Annotated in this window: 18 protein-coding genes; 10 read left to right on the forward strand and 8 right to left on the reverse strand. The window is 37.8% G+C overall.

All coding sequences use genetic code 11. The annotated features are described in order from the left end of the window. Window positions 1–44 precede the first annotated feature (44 nt). Entirely contained in the window at window positions 45–848 is an 804-nt protein-coding gene (gene motA / locus ACOZBY_RS19235; protein ID WP_031416865.1) for a flagellar motor stator protein MotA, read from the forward strand. Further along, window positions 832–1,596 carry a flagellar motor protein MotB gene (gene motB / locus ACOZBY_RS19240; RefSeq protein ID WP_025115820.1) on the forward strand — a complete coding sequence of 255 codons (765 nt, stop codon included), beginning with the start codon at window positions 832–834 and terminating at the stop codon, window positions 1,594–1,596. The genes motA and motB overlap by 17 nt, the downstream gene beginning before the upstream one ends. Before the next feature lie 55 nt (window positions 1,597–1,651). On the opposite strand, the gene ACOZBY_RS19245 is transcribed toward motB, so the two are convergent. Further along, complete coding sequence (locus tag ACOZBY_RS19245; RefSeq protein WP_031416866.1) at window positions 1,652–1,873, reverse strand: DUF1128 domain-containing protein; 222 nt, start codon at window positions 1,871–1,873, stop codon at window positions 1,652–1,654. A 178-nt stretch (window positions 1,874–2,051) separates the two neighbouring features. Between ACOZBY_RS19245 and ACOZBY_RS19250 the strand changes: the two genes are divergently transcribed. Beyond that, window positions 2,052–2,378 carry a hypothetical protein gene (locus ACOZBY_RS19250; RefSeq protein ID WP_012292090.1) on the forward strand — a complete coding sequence of 109 codons (327 nt, stop codon included), beginning with the start codon at window positions 2,052–2,054 and terminating at the stop codon, window positions 2,376–2,378. 22 nt (window positions 2,379–2,400) lie between these two features. Beyond that, entirely contained in the window at window positions 2,401–3,318 is a 918-nt protein-coding gene (locus tag ACOZBY_RS19255; RefSeq protein WP_012292091.1) for a YihY/virulence factor BrkB family protein, read from the forward strand. 62 nt (window positions 3,319–3,380) lie between these two features. Here ACOZBY_RS19255 and ACOZBY_RS19260 read toward each other — a convergent pair whose 3' ends face one another. Both ACOZBY_RS19260 and ACOZBY_RS19265 read right to left on the reverse strand, forming a co-directional pair. Beyond that, window positions 3,381–5,285 (reverse strand): heavy metal translocating P-type ATPase, encoded by a 1,905-nt coding sequence (locus ACOZBY_RS19260; RefSeq protein WP_012292092.1) that lies wholly within the window; start codon window positions 5,283–5,285, stop codon window positions 3,381–3,383. Window positions 5,286–5,544: 259 nt separating this feature from the next. Then, the gene (locus ACOZBY_RS19265) at window positions 5,545–7,083 is read right to left on the reverse strand and encodes a fumarate hydratase (RefSeq protein ID WP_031416868.1); all 1,539 of its coding nucleotides are present in this window, start codon (window positions 7,081–7,083) and stop codon (window positions 5,545–5,547) included. Between the two features lie 190 nt (window positions 7,084–7,273). On the opposite strand from ACOZBY_RS19265, the gene ACOZBY_RS19270 reads away from it, so the two are divergent. Further along, window positions 7,274–8,074 carry a YwqG family protein gene (locus ACOZBY_RS19270; protein WP_031416870.1) on the forward strand — a complete coding sequence of 267 codons (801 nt, stop codon included), beginning with the start codon at window positions 7,274–7,276 and terminating at the stop codon, window positions 8,072–8,074. Between the two features lie 42 nt (window positions 8,075–8,116). Here ACOZBY_RS19270 and ACOZBY_RS19275 read toward each other — a convergent pair whose 3' ends face one another. After that, window positions 8,117–8,302 (reverse strand): SE1561 family protein, encoded by a 186-nt coding sequence (locus ACOZBY_RS19275; protein ID WP_008173529.1) that lies wholly within the window; start codon window positions 8,300–8,302, stop codon window positions 8,117–8,119. A gap of 362 nt (window positions 8,303–8,664) precedes the next feature. Between ACOZBY_RS19275 and ACOZBY_RS19280 the strand changes: the two genes are divergently transcribed. Beyond that, window positions 8,665–9,849 carry an MFS transporter gene (locus tag ACOZBY_RS19280; protein WP_036160447.1) on the forward strand — a complete coding sequence of 395 codons (1,185 nt, stop codon included), beginning with the start codon at window positions 8,665–8,667 and terminating at the stop codon, window positions 9,847–9,849. A 236-nt stretch (window positions 9,850–10,085) separates the two neighbouring features. Continuing rightward, complete coding sequence (locus tag ACOZBY_RS19285) at window positions 10,086–10,721, forward strand: hypothetical protein (RefSeq protein ID WP_031416872.1); 636 nt, start codon at window positions 10,086–10,088, stop codon at window positions 10,719–10,721. A gap of 329 nt (window positions 10,722–11,050) precedes the next feature. On the opposite strand, the gene rlmD is transcribed toward ACOZBY_RS19285, so the two are convergent. From rlmD to ACOZBY_RS19300, 3 genes are read right to left on the reverse strand one after another with little or no spacing between them, the layout of a single operon-like run. Then, a complete protein-coding gene (rlmD, locus tag ACOZBY_RS19290; RefSeq protein ID WP_036165396.1) occupies window positions 11,051–12,430 on the reverse strand; it encodes a 23S rRNA (uracil(1939)-C(5))-methyltransferase RlmD in 1,380 nt (459 codons plus the stop codon). Between the two features lie 37 nt (window positions 12,431–12,467). Continuing rightward, a complete protein-coding gene (locus ACOZBY_RS19295; RefSeq protein WP_012292098.1) occupies window positions 12,468–13,292 on the reverse strand; it encodes a polysaccharide deacetylase family protein in 825 nt (274 codons plus the stop codon). Between the two features lie 56 nt (window positions 13,293–13,348). Continuing rightward, window positions 13,349–14,257 (reverse strand): TIGR01777 family oxidoreductase, encoded by a 909-nt coding sequence (locus ACOZBY_RS19300; protein ID WP_036160449.1) that lies wholly within the window; start codon window positions 14,255–14,257, stop codon window positions 13,349–13,351. Between the two features lie 156 nt (window positions 14,258–14,413). Here ACOZBY_RS19300 and recX point away from each other — a divergent pair, with 156 nt between their 5' ends. Genes recX through ACOZBY_RS19315 form a run of 3 tightly spaced genes read left to right on the forward strand, consistent with a single transcriptional unit; the run spans window position 14,414 to window position 15,813 of the window. Then, complete coding sequence (recX, locus tag ACOZBY_RS19305) at window positions 14,414–15,217, forward strand: recombination regulator RecX (RefSeq protein ID WP_080720026.1); 804 nt, start codon at window positions 14,414–14,416, stop codon at window positions 15,215–15,217. Then, on the forward strand, window positions 15,214–15,543 hold the full coding sequence (locus ACOZBY_RS19310; RefSeq protein ID WP_012292101.1) for a YfhH family protein: 330 nt from the start codon (window positions 15,214–15,216) through the stop codon (window positions 15,541–15,543). The genes recX and ACOZBY_RS19310 overlap by 4 nt, the downstream gene beginning before the upstream one ends. After that, window positions 15,544–15,813, forward strand: a complete 270-nt coding sequence (locus ACOZBY_RS19315) for a YfhJ family protein (RefSeq protein ID WP_012292102.1) — start codon at window positions 15,544–15,546, stop codon at window positions 15,811–15,813. 35 nt (window positions 15,814–15,848) lie between these two features. On the opposite strand, the gene ACOZBY_RS19320 is transcribed toward ACOZBY_RS19315, so the two are convergent. Then, window positions 15,849–16,835 carry a metal-dependent hydrolase gene (locus ACOZBY_RS19320; protein WP_031416879.1) on the reverse strand — a complete coding sequence of 329 codons (987 nt, stop codon included), beginning with the start codon at window positions 16,833–16,835 and terminating at the stop codon, window positions 15,849–15,851. Between the last annotated feature and the right edge of the window lie 104 nt (window positions 16,836–16,939).

Here is a 16,939-nt window from a genome sequence, read left to right on the forward strand (position 1 = left end):
ATTAGACGAAATTAACAGTAGATAGTAGATTTGGAGGTTCTAGAATGGATAAGTCGTCGATCATAGGGTTAATAATTGCGTTTATAGCGCTGTTAACAGGGATGGTAATGAAGGGTGTAAGTTTAACAGCATTTTATAACCCAGCAGCTATCCTAATTATCATCTTTGGTACTATTTCTGCAGTAACAATTGCCTTTCCAATGCAAGAGTTAAAGCGTGTACCAAAGCTATTTAAGATTCTTTTTAAAGAAACTAAATTAGCAAATGATATTGAAATTATTAAGATGTTTTCGCAATGGGCTGACTTAGCTCGTCGTGAAGGGCTATTAGCACTTGAAAGTAAAGCATCAGAAATTGAAGATCCATTTTTGAAAAATGGTCTTACATTAGCAATTGATGGACAAAATGCAGACTACATTCGTGATGTATTAACAGAGGAAGTAGAGGCTATGGAAGAACGTCATGCAAGTGGTTCTGCCATTTTTACACAAGCAGGTACATATGCACCAACTCTTGGGGTTCTTGGTGCAGTAGTAGGTTTAATCGCCGCATTGGCTGATATGAATGATATTGAAAAGCTTGGACACGCTATTTCAGCAGCTTTCATGGCTACATTACTCGGTATCTTTACTGGTTATGTTTTATGGCACCCATTTGCGAACAAATTAAAACGTAAGTCTGCTTTAGAAGTGAAACAAAAGAGAATGATGATTGAGGGTATCCTTTCAGTATTAGAAGGGGAGGCTCCACGTGTTATTGAACAAAAACTATCATCATACTTAACGATGGAAGAACGTCGTCAAATTTCTGGTGAAAGCGGGGCGGGTGGCCTTGGCAAAGAAAGCTAAGAAAAAAAAGCATGATGAGCATATAGATGAGTCTTGGCTAGTGCCATATGCCGACATCTTAACATTGCTCTTAGCTGTGTTTATTATACTATTTGCTTCAAGTTCAGTAGACCAAGAAAAGCTAGAGAGAATGTCAGCCGTTTTTAGTCAGGTTTTTGATGGTGGAACAAGCTTTTTAGAGCAGCCTGCACCAGTACCTAGTCCAAATGCGGATAGCGACCAAACACCACAGCAAAATTCAGCCTACTTAAAGGATCAGCAGGAGTTGGCTGAAATTAAAGATAGTGTCGATAATTTTATCGCTGTCAATGAAATGGAAGGTCAATTCGCTACAGAAATGACGGATGAAGGTTTACTTGTGACAATTCGTGATAGTATTTTATTTGATCCTGGACAAGCAACGATTAAACCAGAGTATATTCCTATTGCGAAGGAGCTTGCGGATGTATTAGTATCCAATCCACCACGTAATATTGTTATTACTGGTCATACGGATAACGTTCCAGCTGGTCCTAATTTTTCATCAAATTTAGAGCTATCATTAATGCGTGCATCTAATTTCTATATGGTTTTATTAGACAGTAATTCGCAATTGAAATCTGAGAACTTTAGTGCAAAAGGCTATGGCGAAAACCGTGCGATTGCACCAAATGATACAGCAGAAGGTCGTGCAAAGAACCGACGTGTTGAAGTACTTATTCAACCACTAGTGACTGAGGACGGCTCGGAAGCGAAGAATACACAATAAATAAAAAGCTATTAGCAAGGACTATTTGTCTCCTGCTAATAGCTTTTTTATTTGCTTATTTACGTAAAGCGCCCAATTCTGCAACAATTGCCTGCATTTCACTTGGACTAAATGATTCTCTTTTCATAACCATTTCGTATAAATACGTTAAGTCTTCGTAGTTTGCTTCATCGAAGTGTTCCGATTTCATTGCATCGACATTTACCATGCGAAGCTTGTCCTTCATTTGATCAATCATATAAATAACGTTTTCCTTTGACGGGACTGACAAATCCATTTTTTAGCCTACCTTTCGTACTCCTCGCACATATCATTTCATTGAATAAAAAAAATGTCAACTCCGTATTTGGGCATTGCTTTAAAAATAGACTGTTATTGGGTAGAATAAGGGCAGTAGACTAGTTTATTTATGAAATATTAGGGAATATGCAATTACACAAGCAGGGGGTTTTAATATGGGTCAAAGTAAATTATTAGTATCAATCGTAGCAGGAGCAGCAATTGGAGCAGCGTTAAGCATGCTCGATCGCACTACTCGTGAGAAAACAATTGACACTACAAAAAAAATGAAAGAAGCTGTCACGTATTATGCAACAAATCGTGAAGAATTACAGGTCCTCGTGGAGGAAAAAGTACTGGCTGCGAAGGTGCTTTGTGAAAATGTGTCAGATAATGTCAACACTATTGCAGAGAAGGTGGAGGAGTTTAAAGAATTGCCAACTACGATTCAAAGTATGATTGATGACACAAAGTCAGCTTTTACTTTACCTCATAAAGAATAATTGTAGTTTTAGGAGGAGTTGTATGGAAAAGAAAAAGGCAACAATGCAAAATGCCTTTGGATTCGTCAAATCATTTGTGTCTCCTGAAGGGGAAGTGATTGATGTCATGACATCCAAGGGCTTTGTCCAAGATTTGATAGGTCGGGTAAAGCGAGTGGAAATTTCAGCGCTTTCCGCACAGCTCGCTTATTTCTTTTTACTATCATTCTTCCCATTACTTATCTTCCTCGTGACATTGCTACCATATCTTAACTTAGAAACAACGCAGGTTTATTCATTTTTAGTAAATGTATTGCCAGATGAAGTGTATAAGCTTATTGAAAATACGTTGAATGAAATTTTAACAAACCGCAACAGTAGTTTATTGTCCATCGGTGTACTAGGTACGATATGGTCGGCATCTAAAGGTATTAATGCGCTGATTCGTGCTTTAAATAAAGCATACGATACAGAAGGAAGAGCAGGTATATTAGATAGAGGGCTATCTCTTGTTTTTACAGTGGCTCTTGTAGTTGTCATGGCAGTCGCTCTTCTATTGCCGGTATTTGGCCAGCAAATAGGACATTTCTTATTTTCAATCGTCGGAATAGAGGAACAATTTGAATCGGTCTGGCATAATTTAAGATGGTCGATACCACCAATACTTATTTTTATTGTTTTAATGGGTATTTACTGGTTCGTACCTAATACAAGCCCTCGGTTGAAAATATTAGGTGTTTGGCCAGGGGCAATGTTTGCTACGCTTGCCTGGTTAGTGGTCACATATGCTTTCTCTTTCTATATTAATAACTTTGCGAATTATTCTGCTACATATGGTAGTATTGGTGGCGTTATTATTTTAATGCTCTGGTTATATTTTACAGGAATTATTTTAATCTTTGGTGGAGTATTAAATGCTACAATGCAGAAAAGGGCATTACAAAAGGAAATTAATAGATAAGAAAATGACATAATTAAAAAAGGCCTCGCTTCTATTATGAAAGAAGCGAGGCATCTTTGTGATTAAACATTTTTATTCAGCATGCGTAAGCCGTTTAAAATAACGAGGATGGTACTACCCTCATGTCCAATAACACCTAGAGGTAAATCGACTACTTGTAAAAAGTTTGAGGCAATTAGCAAAATAATTACCCCGATAGAGAAGATGATATTTTGCTTTACAATTCGTTGCATTTTACGAGAGAGGCGAACAGCATAAGCAATTTTAGATAGATCGTTTTTCATTAATACAACATCAGCGGTTTCTAATGCAACGTCTGTACCCTCACCCATCGCAATGCCGGTAGTTGCTGTAGCTAGTGCGGGGGCGTCATTGATGCCGTCACCCACCATTCCTACAAATTGATATTGGGAAAGCAAACGTTTCATTTCTGTTACCTTCGTTTCAGGTAGACACTCCGCTACATACTCAGTGACACCAGCTTCTTTAGCAATTACTTTTGCCGTTTTTTCGTTGTCTCCAGTAAGCATGACGACTTGAATACCAAGCTCTTTTAATAATGACACAGCTTTTTTGGCTTCGTTACGTACAGTATCCTTTAAAGCTGTTAACGCTACAATTCCATTTTGGTCACGGATGAAAATAACCGTTTTACCTTGTGCAGCAAGTTTTGCCGCAGCTCCATTTGCAAAATCATTGGCATGTTGAGCATTCACAAAATCAGGTTTACCAACTTGATATTCCTTGTTGTGAACGGTCCCCTTAATACCCCATCCTGGGATATCCTCAATTGTTGCTGATGGTAAGGCAGTAATTCCTTCCGCTTTCGCATAGGAAGTAATGGCTTGAGCAAGAGGATGGTTGGATTGTGTTTCTATTCCCGCAAGAATAGCTAAAGCCATATTACGATCGAATCCATCACGGACAATAAAATCTGTTACGACTGGTTTACCTTGTGTTAATGTTCCAGTTTTATCAACAGCTAATGCACCTAAAACACTTAGATGCTCTAAATGTAAGCCGCCCTTAAATAGCACACCATTTTTAGCACCATTTGAAATAGCTGCAAGTGTCGCTGGCATGATGGCTGCGACAAGGGCACATGGAGAAGCAACAACTAATAAAACCATGGCACGATAAAAAGTTGTTGTCCAATCCCAACCAAGTACGAAATGGGGAAGGAACATCATGATGGCTACACCAAGTAAAACAAATTTTACATAAGTTCCCTCGAATTTTTCGATAAATTGTTGAGACGGAGATTTTTCACTTTGAGCACTTTGGACAAGCTGAATAATTTTTTGAAAGAGTGTTTCTGAATTGGCCTTCGTCATTTCCATTGTAATAGCGCCATTCAAGTTTACCGTACCTGCAAATATTTCATCACCCTCACGTTTTAAAACGGGTAATGGTTCACCACTTATAGCTGACTCATCAATGGAAGACTGTCCTTTAAAAATAATGCCGTCGGCTGGAATACGCTCCCCGGGTTTAATCAATAAATGATCACCAATTTGTAATGTCGAAACAGATACCTTCATTGGCTCAAAGCTGCCTCGAACTAACCAGGCTTCTTCTGGCTGAAGATTCATTAACGCAGATATTTCACGATGACTTTTATTCATAGCATATGTTTCAAGTGCACCACTTACTGCAAAGATGAAAATAAGAATGGCACCTTCTGTCCAATAACCAATAGCAGCAGAACCAATAGCTGCTAATACCATTAGGAGTTCAACATTCAATTTCCTTTCTTCTATGGTTTCTTCTATACCTTCCTTTGCTTTGGCAAAACCACCTACACAAAATGCAATGACATAAAGAAGAACAGAAGCGGTTGTTTGTCCGCTTATATCTAAACGCCATGCAAGTAAGATGAATACACCAGCCATTAACGCAGCGATTAATTCTGCATGTTCTTTAATTTTCTCAATTAAATTTATATTTTCTCGATTAGAGTGTTCCATTCCTATCCCTCCTGATAATGAAAATCAATATCAAAACCCTTAAATATAAGCATTTATTTATGGCCTTTAATTGAAAATGGATTTCAATTACCACATCTTTTATTTAGAATAATTATAACAAAGTAATTTATAGAAATAAAGAGGGAGTTAAAAAAAGGAGGAATTTTATTAACAGAAAAAGGCACAGTCTATTCACTAGGAATATTCTGTGCCTTACAAAAGTGTGCAGTAAAAAGGGCTACTACTTACTTATATTTAATTAGAAAACTCTTTCTGCGTGCAGTGCAAGTTTTTCTAAAGATGATTTATCGACATCTGCGTGTAATGAGTTGCCGTGTGAATCCATTGTTACAACTGCTGTAAATTTTTCAACATTTAAGTGCCACATCGCTTCTGGAATACCAAATTCCATTAAATCAACACCATCTACACCTTTAATGCAGTCTGCGTAATATTGTGCTGCTCCACCGATAGCATTTAGGTAAACGCCACCATGTTCATTAAGAGCTTTTAATGTTTTTGGTCCCATACCACCTTTGCCGATGACAGCACGAATACCGAACTTTTTCATGATATCGCCTTGATAAGGCTCCTCACGAATAGAAGTAGTTGGGCCAGCTGCTTTTACTGTCCAATTGCCTTCCTCATCTTTTGCCATAACTGGTCCACAGTGATAGATAACTTGTCCATTTAGATCCACTGGTGCATCATGGCTCATTAAATGATGGTGGATAGCGTCACGACCAGTATACATACGTCCTGTAATAGAAACTACATCTCCAACTTTTAGTGAACGAATTTGTTCTTCTGTAATTGGTGCAGTAAGCTCTACTACATTTGTTGTGTTGTCTTCTGTTGTAGCTGCCACTTCATCCTCTTTGAAAGTAATTTTTTCACCTTCTTGGTAGTGCCATTTAATAATTTCACCAGTTTGAGGATCGATATCCACAGCCATACGACGGTAAGCCCAGCAGTTATATGCTACAGACACATAGAATGAAGCTGGGATACGGTGCATAACCCCAATTTTGCAGCCTAGTAATGTTGCTTCACCACCGAACCCCATTGTACCGATACCAAATGTATTAGAAGTTTTCACCACATACTCTTCTAATTTGGCAAGATCAGGATTTGGATTTGTATCTTCAACATGACGGAATAATTGTTCCTTTGCTAAATCGTAGCCGGAAGAACGATCTCCACCAATACCTACGCCGATGAAACCAGCTGAACAGCCTTGGCCTTGTGCTTGGTATACAGAGTGTAAAATACACTTACGGATACCATCTAAGTCACGACCTGCACGACCTAGACCATCTATTTCACATGGAAGACTGTATTGAATGTTTTTGTTCTCACAGCCGCCACCTTTTAGAATTAATTTAATCGTAATGTAATCATTTTCCCATTGTTCAAACTTCATAACTGGTAAACCATCGCCAAGGTTATTACCACTATTGGCACCAGTTAATGAATCCACTGCATTTGGACGTAGTTTTGCATCAGCTGTAGTATCATTGATTGCCTTTTTAATCGCAGCTTTAATTTCTAATTGGTTTACGCCCACAGGTGTATAAATTTTAAAAGTTGGAAGACCAGTATCTTGACAAATAGGTGATACATTATCTTCAGCCATAATAATATTATTTGAGATTGTGTCTAAGCTCATTGCCGCACGTGTTCCAGCATTCTCCGCTTCTTTTGCTTTTTTAATCGCACGACGTACATCCTTAGGTAAATTTGTGGATGTTTCAGTAATTAAATCATAAAGACTTTTCTCCAAAGTTTGTAGATTCATTCGTGTATTGCCCCCCATAGAAAATTTGATTATTTCCACGTAACATTATACTCTTTTCAACTAATGAAAAAAAGAGTCCTTACCTATGAGGGCTAAATTTACGCATAGTTTAATAGTATTTGGGGAGGGAGTTGATTTTATAGAACGTTTGTTCTATAATGATGGTAACCCACATTTAGGAGGAATTTGTATGTCTGCTAAAACTTTACTTGAATTACCTGAAGAATTTGATCAATACAGACCGCTAATAGAGGAAACAATGAAGCCCGTTGTTCTGATTGATGCATATGCTGGGAAAACAACCTTGTTTCAAAGTAAGTTTGCAGGGGACCCTTATTTCCCACTAGCGATGGAATATCCTAAAAATGCAAGTGGACAACCACTAAAGCTTTTAGCCCAAGTTAATTTTGCAGAATTGCCTAAGCATTTGCCTCATTTCCCAGAAGAAGGGATAGTGCAGTTTTATATTGATGGCTATGACGATGTATTAGGAATGGACTTTGATAATGGAAAAAATCAAGAAGGCTTTCGTGTCATTTTTCATGATACCGTTATACATGATGAAGCACAGCTTATTCAAGATTTTTCATTTGTAGAAAAAGAAGATGAGGAAATGTATTTTCCGGTAGAGCGTGAAATGACCTTATCCTTTAAAACAGGTTTTGAACCCTTAACGATTGATGATTACAGAGCCAATGAAATCTACAGTAGCATCTTGAAGGCTATTGAAGATAACGAAACAGTAGAAGATGCCTTTTATGATGCTTTAACTGGGGATGGACTTAAAATAGGGGGGTATCCATTCTTTACACAAGAAGATCCACGAGCATACGGTAATTATACAGACTCTACCATTTTGCTCTTGCAAATAGATAGTGTGGGGGATGATATATTATGGGGCGATTGTGGAGTTGGAAATTTCTTTATTACTGAGGAAGAGTTAAAAAATAAAGACTTTAGCAATGTTCTTTATAATTGGGACTGTCATTAAAAAACAAGCGAGCATACTTTGTGCTCGCTTGTTTTTTCATCTTTATTGTTCACGAGCATTAAATTGCTCCATTTTGTCTTCTAGGTCATCCATCATTTGAATTAAACGATCAATATCATCTAATTCAGCTGTTTCTGGATCTAGGGCATCTAATACTTCTAAAAACATTTCAAGACGCTCTCTTAAATAGGTTACTTGCTGTTTTTTATCAGTGATTGGCTTGGACATTCGTACACCTCATTTCATCCCTTTCATCGTAGCTGATTTAAGCTGAAATTTCAATGTTTAGGTAGATGCCTAGGACTAAGAGATTAATTTCAAAAATAAGTAGACGGAATATTTACAATATTGAATATGTATGTTAAAGTTGTTTTAAGATAAAGTAAAGGAGCTGATTGAAAACATCTTTAAAACTCTAACTCGAAAAGGAGGGAGTTTAAACAAGTACTCGGTAATAATCAAAAGCCGAATTTCGTGTTTATACAATTAAATGACTATAAGTATTCGTTAAGCCTTAGCGTAAAATCACATGTGGTGAGCGCTAAGGCTTTTTGGTATGCTGTTCTTTGGGAGAATGATTGGAGGAAAAGATGACATATTTCTCAGATTACAGCAAAAAAAGATTTACCATATTAGTAATAATTGTATCCATATCGGGCTTTTCACAAGGGATGTTATTACCGCTCATTTCTATAATTTTTGAACGTGATGGCGTTTCCTCAGCATTAAATGGCTTGAATGCAACGGGCTTATACATAGGGACATTATTAATTTCACCATTCATTGAGCAACCATTACGAAAATGGGGCTATAAACCGATTATTTTAATGGGTGGCGCGTTTGTTTTTATCTCCTTATTGGCATTTCCTTTATGGAAAAGCGTCACATTTTGGTTTGTGCTTCGCTTACTGATTGGTGTTGGGGATCATGCCCTGCATTATGCCACACAAACATGGATTACTAGTACCGCTGATCATAAAAGCTTGGGAAAAGGGATGGCTATCTATGGCTTGTCCTTTAGTATAGGCTTTGCCGTTGGGCCACTAATGGTAAAGTTGATTGAAATAGCTGAAGCTTTACCGTTTATTGTTTCGTCAATCATGTGTTTAATTGCATGGTCTTTTGTATTCTTCTTACAAAATGAAAAACCTGAGCGATTAACAGGTGACTTACATGCAAGAGGATGGAAGCGTTACAAAATGGCTATATTATTTGGGTGGATTGCCTTTTTAGGACCTTTTGTATACGGGTTCCTTGAATCTTCATTGAATGCATTATTCCCCGTATATGCACTACGTAAAGGGTTTGAGGTTGGCATGATTCCAATTATTTTATCAGTCTTTACATTTGGTGGTATTTTAACTCAAGTCCCATTAGGTGCACTGGGAGATAAAGTGGGGAGAAGGAATATTTTGATGGTAGGGTCATTTGGTGGCGCTATTATTTTCGCAATTGCCAGCTTTTTAGAACAATCACAAATGGCTGTCGCTATAGCATTTTTCTTAACGGGTACGCTAGTTGGCTCGATGTTTTCTTTGGGGATTACTTTTATGGCAGATTTAACGCCAAAGGAGCTACTGCCCACTGGGAATTTACTCTGCGGAATTGCCCTAAGTATAGGTAGTTTAACCGGACCGTTCTTAGGTGGAGTTTATTTAGAATATGTTAAAAATTATAGCTTCCTTTTACTTGTAGCTATACTGCTCCTAATTGTGGCTTTCATATTACTCATATTTGGACGTCTTAAGAACAAACAGACATTGATGGCAAAATAAAAAGAGCGGGGCTCATCTCCCGCTCAAAAACAAAAAAACGCCCAGCAAATCCGTGCTGTTATGGCGTTTTTTGCGTAACAAGGATGTTCCGTCCAAGTTACATAGGTTTGGCACCTAAAAAAGAATTATACAGACAAATTATTATGAAATCAATAAAAATAAAAAGGTATATTTTGGACATTGCTAAAATTTTTAAATATAATGAAAGAATACTTGCTTAAGAAGGAGGTTTTATCATGACCGAAATGAAAAAACTATCTATTCATCGCGCCTTAACAGAATTGAAAATGCTACAACAACGTATAGAAGGGGCAACCAATGAGGTTAGCTCTGTAGTAGCCAATCGTAAAAGTAATCAGAAAATAAATGGAATAGAAATAGTTGAATACGAAAAACAAATGCAAGCATCCTATGATAAAGTAATGGGCTTAATTAGCTATAGAAATAAAATAAAAGCGTTAGTTGTACAATCGAATGCCAGCACAAAGGTAATCGTTGGCAAGGAAGAAATGACTGTCGCGGAGGCCATTGAGCGTAAACAATCGATTCAATATGAAAAGAACTTGCTAGAAGTCATGCAACATCAATACCGTTCTGCTATCCATACAGTTGCCAAAGAAAATGATGCATTACCGGCCAAACTGGAAACCTATTTAATTAATATATTAGGCAATAAAGATAAACAATCTCCGGAAGAAGTGAAATTACATACGGAAACATTTATGAAAAGGAATGAGTTTGAAATCATTGATCCACTAAATGTTAGACAGAGAATAGAGACATTAAGTAGTCGGATTGAAGAGTTCGAATCAGAGGTCGATGCAGTCTTATCTGAATCGAATGCCACAACATTTATTGAAGTGCAAGCATAAAAGGATATGCATGGCCTTGCGAAAACGGAAAACGAAGAGTCGCTCGCGCTTTAAGGCATGTGTGCGAGTTTAAACATAAAACATGCCTTACTCAAATGAAACTTACAACGAAAATAACCTAAAGGCTTAAAGGTTAAAGGTAAAAGTACAAAGTTTACGTGTCAAATATCTTTCTATAAAAGTTCAACTCTTAGCATTTAAAAATCTTCTAAATCCTGGGGTAATGGTTGAGGTATTGACTTTTCTGGACCGTCCGTCATCCACCAGGCAGCTCGTGCTGTGCATAACAAAAAAGGACGTCTCAAATTTTTTTGAGACGCCTTTTATTTTTATTTATTTTTCAATACCAGCTTTGCTACACATTCTACCTGTGCCGTCTGTGAAAACATATCGACAGGTTGAATATACTCGACATGATAATGCTTCGATAATTGCTGTAAATCCTTCGCTAATGTAGATGGATTACATGATGTATAAACAAAACGCTTAGGTCTAAGCTTAAGCACGGTTTGAATAAACTCTGATGCAAGACCTGTACGCGGTGGGTCTACTGTTATAACATCTGGTGTAAAGCCTTCTTTGCGCCATTTTGATAGGACACTTTCGGCCGTACCTACAGCATATTTAGTATGCTTGAAGCCATGGTTGCGCGCATTTTTGCGAGCATCTTGAATGCTTTCAGGAATGACATCCATCCCGCGAACTTCTGCTGCTTGATCTGCTAGCCAAAGACCCACGGTACCAACTCCACAATATGCATCAACTACTGATTCTTTTCCTGTTAAAGCAGCTGCCTTTTTTATTTCATCATAGAGATGAACTGTTTGAGTTGGATTAAGCTGGAAGAAAGCACGAGCCGATAAGTCAAAGGCCAATTCGCCAAGCTCTTCATGTATTGTTTCTTTACCATCAAGAACTATTGTTTCATCACCAAAAATTAAAGAGGTTTTCTCACGATTAATATTTTGTGCAATGGAAACAATGCTAGGATCAATTTTTTTTATACGTGTAATCAATTCAGCAAGATGGGGAATTTCTTTACGGGTAGTTACAAGTACAACTTGTGTTTCACCTGTACGTATCCCTGTACGTACTACAATCGTACGCACTAAGCCATCTAGTGTACGTCCATCATAAATCGTGATATTTAATTTTTGTAAAATCTTACGTGTTGCGACAGTAATTTTAGATGTAACAGGGTGTTGTACAAGGCAGTCGTTAATATTTAGTAGCTTATTGCTGCCTTCAGCAAATAAGCCTGCATATACTCGCTTGCCCTCTTTACGTACTTGGAATTGACTTTTATTACGATAATGCCAAGGATTATCCATTCCAAGTGTTTTTCGTACTTCCACTGTTTCAGCTAGAGGTTTCGCATAACGCTCTAAAGCTTGGATGACAATATCACGTTTTTCCAATAGCTGTTTTTCATATGTCATATGTTGAAGTTGACAGCCACCACATTCATTGTAGACTGGACAAGGTGCTTCCTGGCGGTGCTTAGAGGCTTTATGAATGGATAAAATCTCAGCTTCAGCAAAATTACGTTGAGTTTTCGTAACCTGAGCGGTAATTTCTTCACCAGGAATAGCTCCTTTTACAAATATTACATTTCTTTTATAAAAACCCACACCTTCTCCATTAATGCCAAGTCTTTTTATTATGAGTGGGAATTTTTGCCCCACGGTCATTGTTGTTTGCTGCGTCAAACGTTCCACGTCCCTGCTTTATAATGTCATCTCCCCATTATAACGAAGGAGCAGACGATTGCAAAGCAACAGGAAAATCTTCATATTCTAATACTAAATCGTCAAGTGATAAGAAGGTATAGCCTTGCTTTTTGGCCTCTGCAATAAACATTGGCAAAGCTTCGGCATTGTCTTGTGCAACCGTATGCATTAAAATAACGGCGCCTGGATGCAATTGCTCCATGAGCGCATTATAGGCATAATCAGCACCACGTCGCTCATCTTTCATCCAATCCTTAAAGGCAACAGACCAAAATATATGTCGATACCCTTCCGCATTACCTACTTCTAGCAGTTTTGCATTAAAGGTTCCTTCTGGCGGACGTGCATAGGTTGTACGATCGATGCCAGTCATTTCACGTAATTTCCCATCAAATTTTCGCCATTCTGCACGCATGCCCTCTGGAGTAAGTCGAGCCATATTAGGGTGCCCATATGAATGGTTGCCAATAGTATGACCATCCTTCACCATACGTTTTACTAGGTCGCTCGCGCTGTCTAAATAATGGCCAGTTAAAAAGAAAGTTGCAGGTACATCTTCTTTTTTCAATGTATCCAAAATACTTTCGGTAAAGCCGTTCTCATAGCCATTATCAAATGTTAGGTAGGCAATTTTTTTATCTGCCTTCCCTTTATAAATAGCCCCATATTTATCAAGTAGTTGATCAAGCTGCGCACCAGCCTCTGCCTGTTCACCATTTTTAGCACGCTTAAAGCCCCAATGATGTTCATCAGAACCTGCAGCAAAATATGGATTAATGCTAATACCTGCGGCAATAATAAAAGTAGCGATTACCGCACCAACAATATGCTGTTTCCACATAAAAAACGCATCCTTTCTTTTTCAATAGGATGCGTAAAATAGCTATAAATTATCCACTAATTCTGAGCAATTAATAAGTCTTCAAGTGCTTCTGTTAAATGGGGAAATTTAAATGTAAAATGATGCTTTTCTAACAAAGCTGGTTGGACATGTTGACCCTCTAAAACAAGAGTGCTCTGTTCTCCAAGGGCAAAGCGGATGGCAAAGCTAGGGACAGGCATCCAATGTCGTCGATTCATGACCATAGCGATTGTTTGTCCAAATTCTTTCATGCGTGTGGCATGAGGTGCAGTTACATTGAATGGACCATGAATTTCTTCATGAAGGATTGCAAAATATAAAGCACGTGCTACATCTTCAATATGTACCCACGAAAGCCATTGCTTACCAGAACCGATTGTTCCGCCAATATGCATTTGATATGGCAATAGCATGGGTGGTAAGGCACCGCTCTTTCTACCTAAAATGACACCAAAGCGTGCAAGGGCCACACGGATTCCCAAATGTTCTGCTCGTTTTGCATGTCGTTCCCAATCATCAACGGTCGAGCCTAAAAAATTGGTCGCTGCATCAGAAAAATTCTCATTATAAATAACCTCTGTAGAATGGGGGTAAAAACCCACGGCACTTGCATTAACAAGTACTTTCGGTTTTTTCCTGAGCTTTTCTATTATGCGCACTATTTCAAGTGTTGCATGCATCCGACTCCAATAAATATCCTTCTTTTGTTTTTTCGTCCATCGACCATTATTTAAAGAAACTCCTGCTAAATTCACAAAGGCATCTGCTCCTTCTAATGCCTCTATTGGTAGGGACTCATCCTGCAACCATTGTACATATTGAATACCATTTTTTTCGGAGGAAGGACTTCGAGTTAAAACAAATATACTGTGACCATTTTCCTGAGCTAGCTTGATAAAAGCTTTTCCCACAAAACCAGTTCCACCCGCAATCACGATTTTCATAAGAAGCACCCCTTTTTCAAAAATATACTTTACTAGTAATTTTATCATTTAACACGAATGCAAGCACCTTAAGTGAATCCCTAGAAGAAGGTGATAAGTATCGAATAACGGATACCGTAAAAAGAAATGTTATAATGGACAGGTGAGGTGTTGGCTATGCGTATGATTACGAAAATTGCACGTCAAAAAAACAATCCTGAGCGTTATAATATCTATTTAAATGAAGAATATGCATTTCCTGTTGATGAGGCTATTCTTCTTCAATTTTCTTTAACAAAGGGGAAAGTTCTCGATGAATTTGAAATTCAGGAAATTGCCTATGAGGATGAGATACGCAAGGCGTTTAATAAAGGATTAAACTTTCTTTCTTATCAAATGCGAAGTGAGCACGAGGTTAAGAAAAAACTTCTTACCTTAGAATTTGGAGAAGCAGTAGTTTTAGAAGCAATCCAGAAATTAAAATCGTATGGCTTTATAAACGATGAAAATTATTCCAAAGCTTTACTTGATACAAAAAAGGCTACAATGAAAAAGGGACCGAGAGCTATTAGACAAGATCTCATGAAAAAAGGAATTAATAAAAACCTACAAGATGAGGTACTTGCCACTTATAGTTTTGAAGAACAAATAAAATTGGCCTTACAGTTGGCGGAAAAAATTGTACGTTCAGAGAAAAGAAAGACGCCAGCACAAGTAAAGGCTAAAATTCAAGATTATCTGTTAAGAAAAGGCTATGCATTTCCTATTGTGGAAGAGGTGCTTAATCAAATAGAACTTGAGCAAGATGAAGACAATTGGCAGCCATTACTCGATGCACAGGGCGAAAAAGTTTGGAAAAAGTACGTATCGAAGTATACTGGTTATGAGCTAAAAATGAAGGTGAAGCAGACGCTTTACCAAAAGGGTTTTCCTATAGAAGTAATAGATCGTTTTATAGAAGAGAAGGAGAATGAGGAATGAACGAAAAGAATTATGCTGCTATGTCTGAGCATGAACTGCGTGAGGAAATTGCATTTTTAAAAGAGAAGGCAAGAAAGGCAGAACAGCTTGGCATCATTAATGAATTTGCTGTTTATGAACGTAAAGCATTAATGGCAGCAGCTTATTTAGTAGATTTGAATACAATTGTTCCGGGTGAAATGTATCGTATTGATCGTTCAGATAATGAATTTTTCCAAGTTGATTATTTGAAGGGACGATTTGCATGGGGACATCGTTTAGGTGGTGACAAATACCAAGAGGCACTACCTGTATCCATGCTGTCTCCTGTAAAGGTGGGCAAATAAATGGAGGAAAAAATTGAAAAATTGACAGCAGAATTGCTTGCGAAAAATCCACAAATGTCAGTTGGACGTGCCCGTGTCTGGGTTGAATTATTATGGAGTGATTTTGAATCAACTTCAGCTAAAGCAGGGCATGATTATCGTGGGCCAGATTATACAGAAAATCTTGTTCGCCAATTAATTACAAGCTATGGTGATAAACTTCATGCCTTTGCAGGGCGCAATCCTAAATATGCCCATCTCCTAGATGCTAGTGATGATATGATACAATAATAAAACCCTGACCATTATTGGTCAGGGTTTACTGCTTAATTACTTGCGCCAATTTGTAGTTTTTTCTGAAGCTTATCTTCTGTAAAAATCCAACCCGTGTAGGATGTGACGATTTCATTATCGTCATTTAAATGTGCTACTGCCACAAAGGGATAGCGATTGTCACTACGATAACGCAAGTCGATTAAACGTACCTCTAATAAGCCATTTTCAAGCTCAGAAATCTCCCATCGGTACATCGGGGAGAATGACACGAAGGCAGCTAAGTTGGGGTCTTTCATTGCTGCATGAATGAGGGCAGTTTTAGGTAAAGGCTTAATCTCAAATTTATCATAAATATTAACAGTCCTTCCATAAGCACGGCCAACATAATAATGTGTTTTAGACTTGGCAGCAATACGCCAATGGAAGAAGCGCATAGTGGGTGCTACGATAACATATTCTTCATCTTGTATCGTACTGTGGACAGCATTTTTTACTGCTTTTTGAACAGCAAATCGTAACAGATAATAAATCACGATGATGATATACATGATGCTAAATGTCCAAACAGGGTTGGCTCCGAAAGCCCATAATACAATACCTAAACAGTGTAAGGAAAAAATAATCGGATCAAATGTATTGATGACACCTAATGCAACCCATTTTCTGGAAAATGGCCGTATTGCTTGGGTACCGTATGCATTAAAAATATCTACAAAGACGTGAAGAGCAACAGCTAAAAATGTCCAAAGCCATAAATGAAACACATTTACGTCTTGCAAAATAAGGGATATAACTGCTGTTATTAAGATTGGCCATATAGCTACTGCCGGTAGAGAATGTGTAATTCCGCGATGATGTCTAATATAAATGGCATTATTGCGTAGTTTTAACACAGTATCAACATCTGGAGCTTGTGAGCCAATTATCGTACCTGCCATGACAGCAGTAAAGGTCATTGAGTGATTTGCTACTATAGGGTCGGCTAATGCGAGACCGCCAAGGGCAATACCCATAACGAAATGTGTACCTGAATCCAAAAATATCCACTCCTAGTATGCAGTAAAATCGAGTACAATTTGCATACATCTTTATTTCAATTATAAATTAACTGTATTCAATTTTTGTATGGTGACATTCGATA

The sequence above is a fragment of the Lysinibacillus sp. NPDC056220 genome (assembly GCF_049315265.1).
In the GTDB taxonomy this organism is placed as follows: Bacteria; Bacillota; Bacilli; order Bacillales_A; family Planococcaceae; genus Lysinibacillus; species Lysinibacillus pinottii.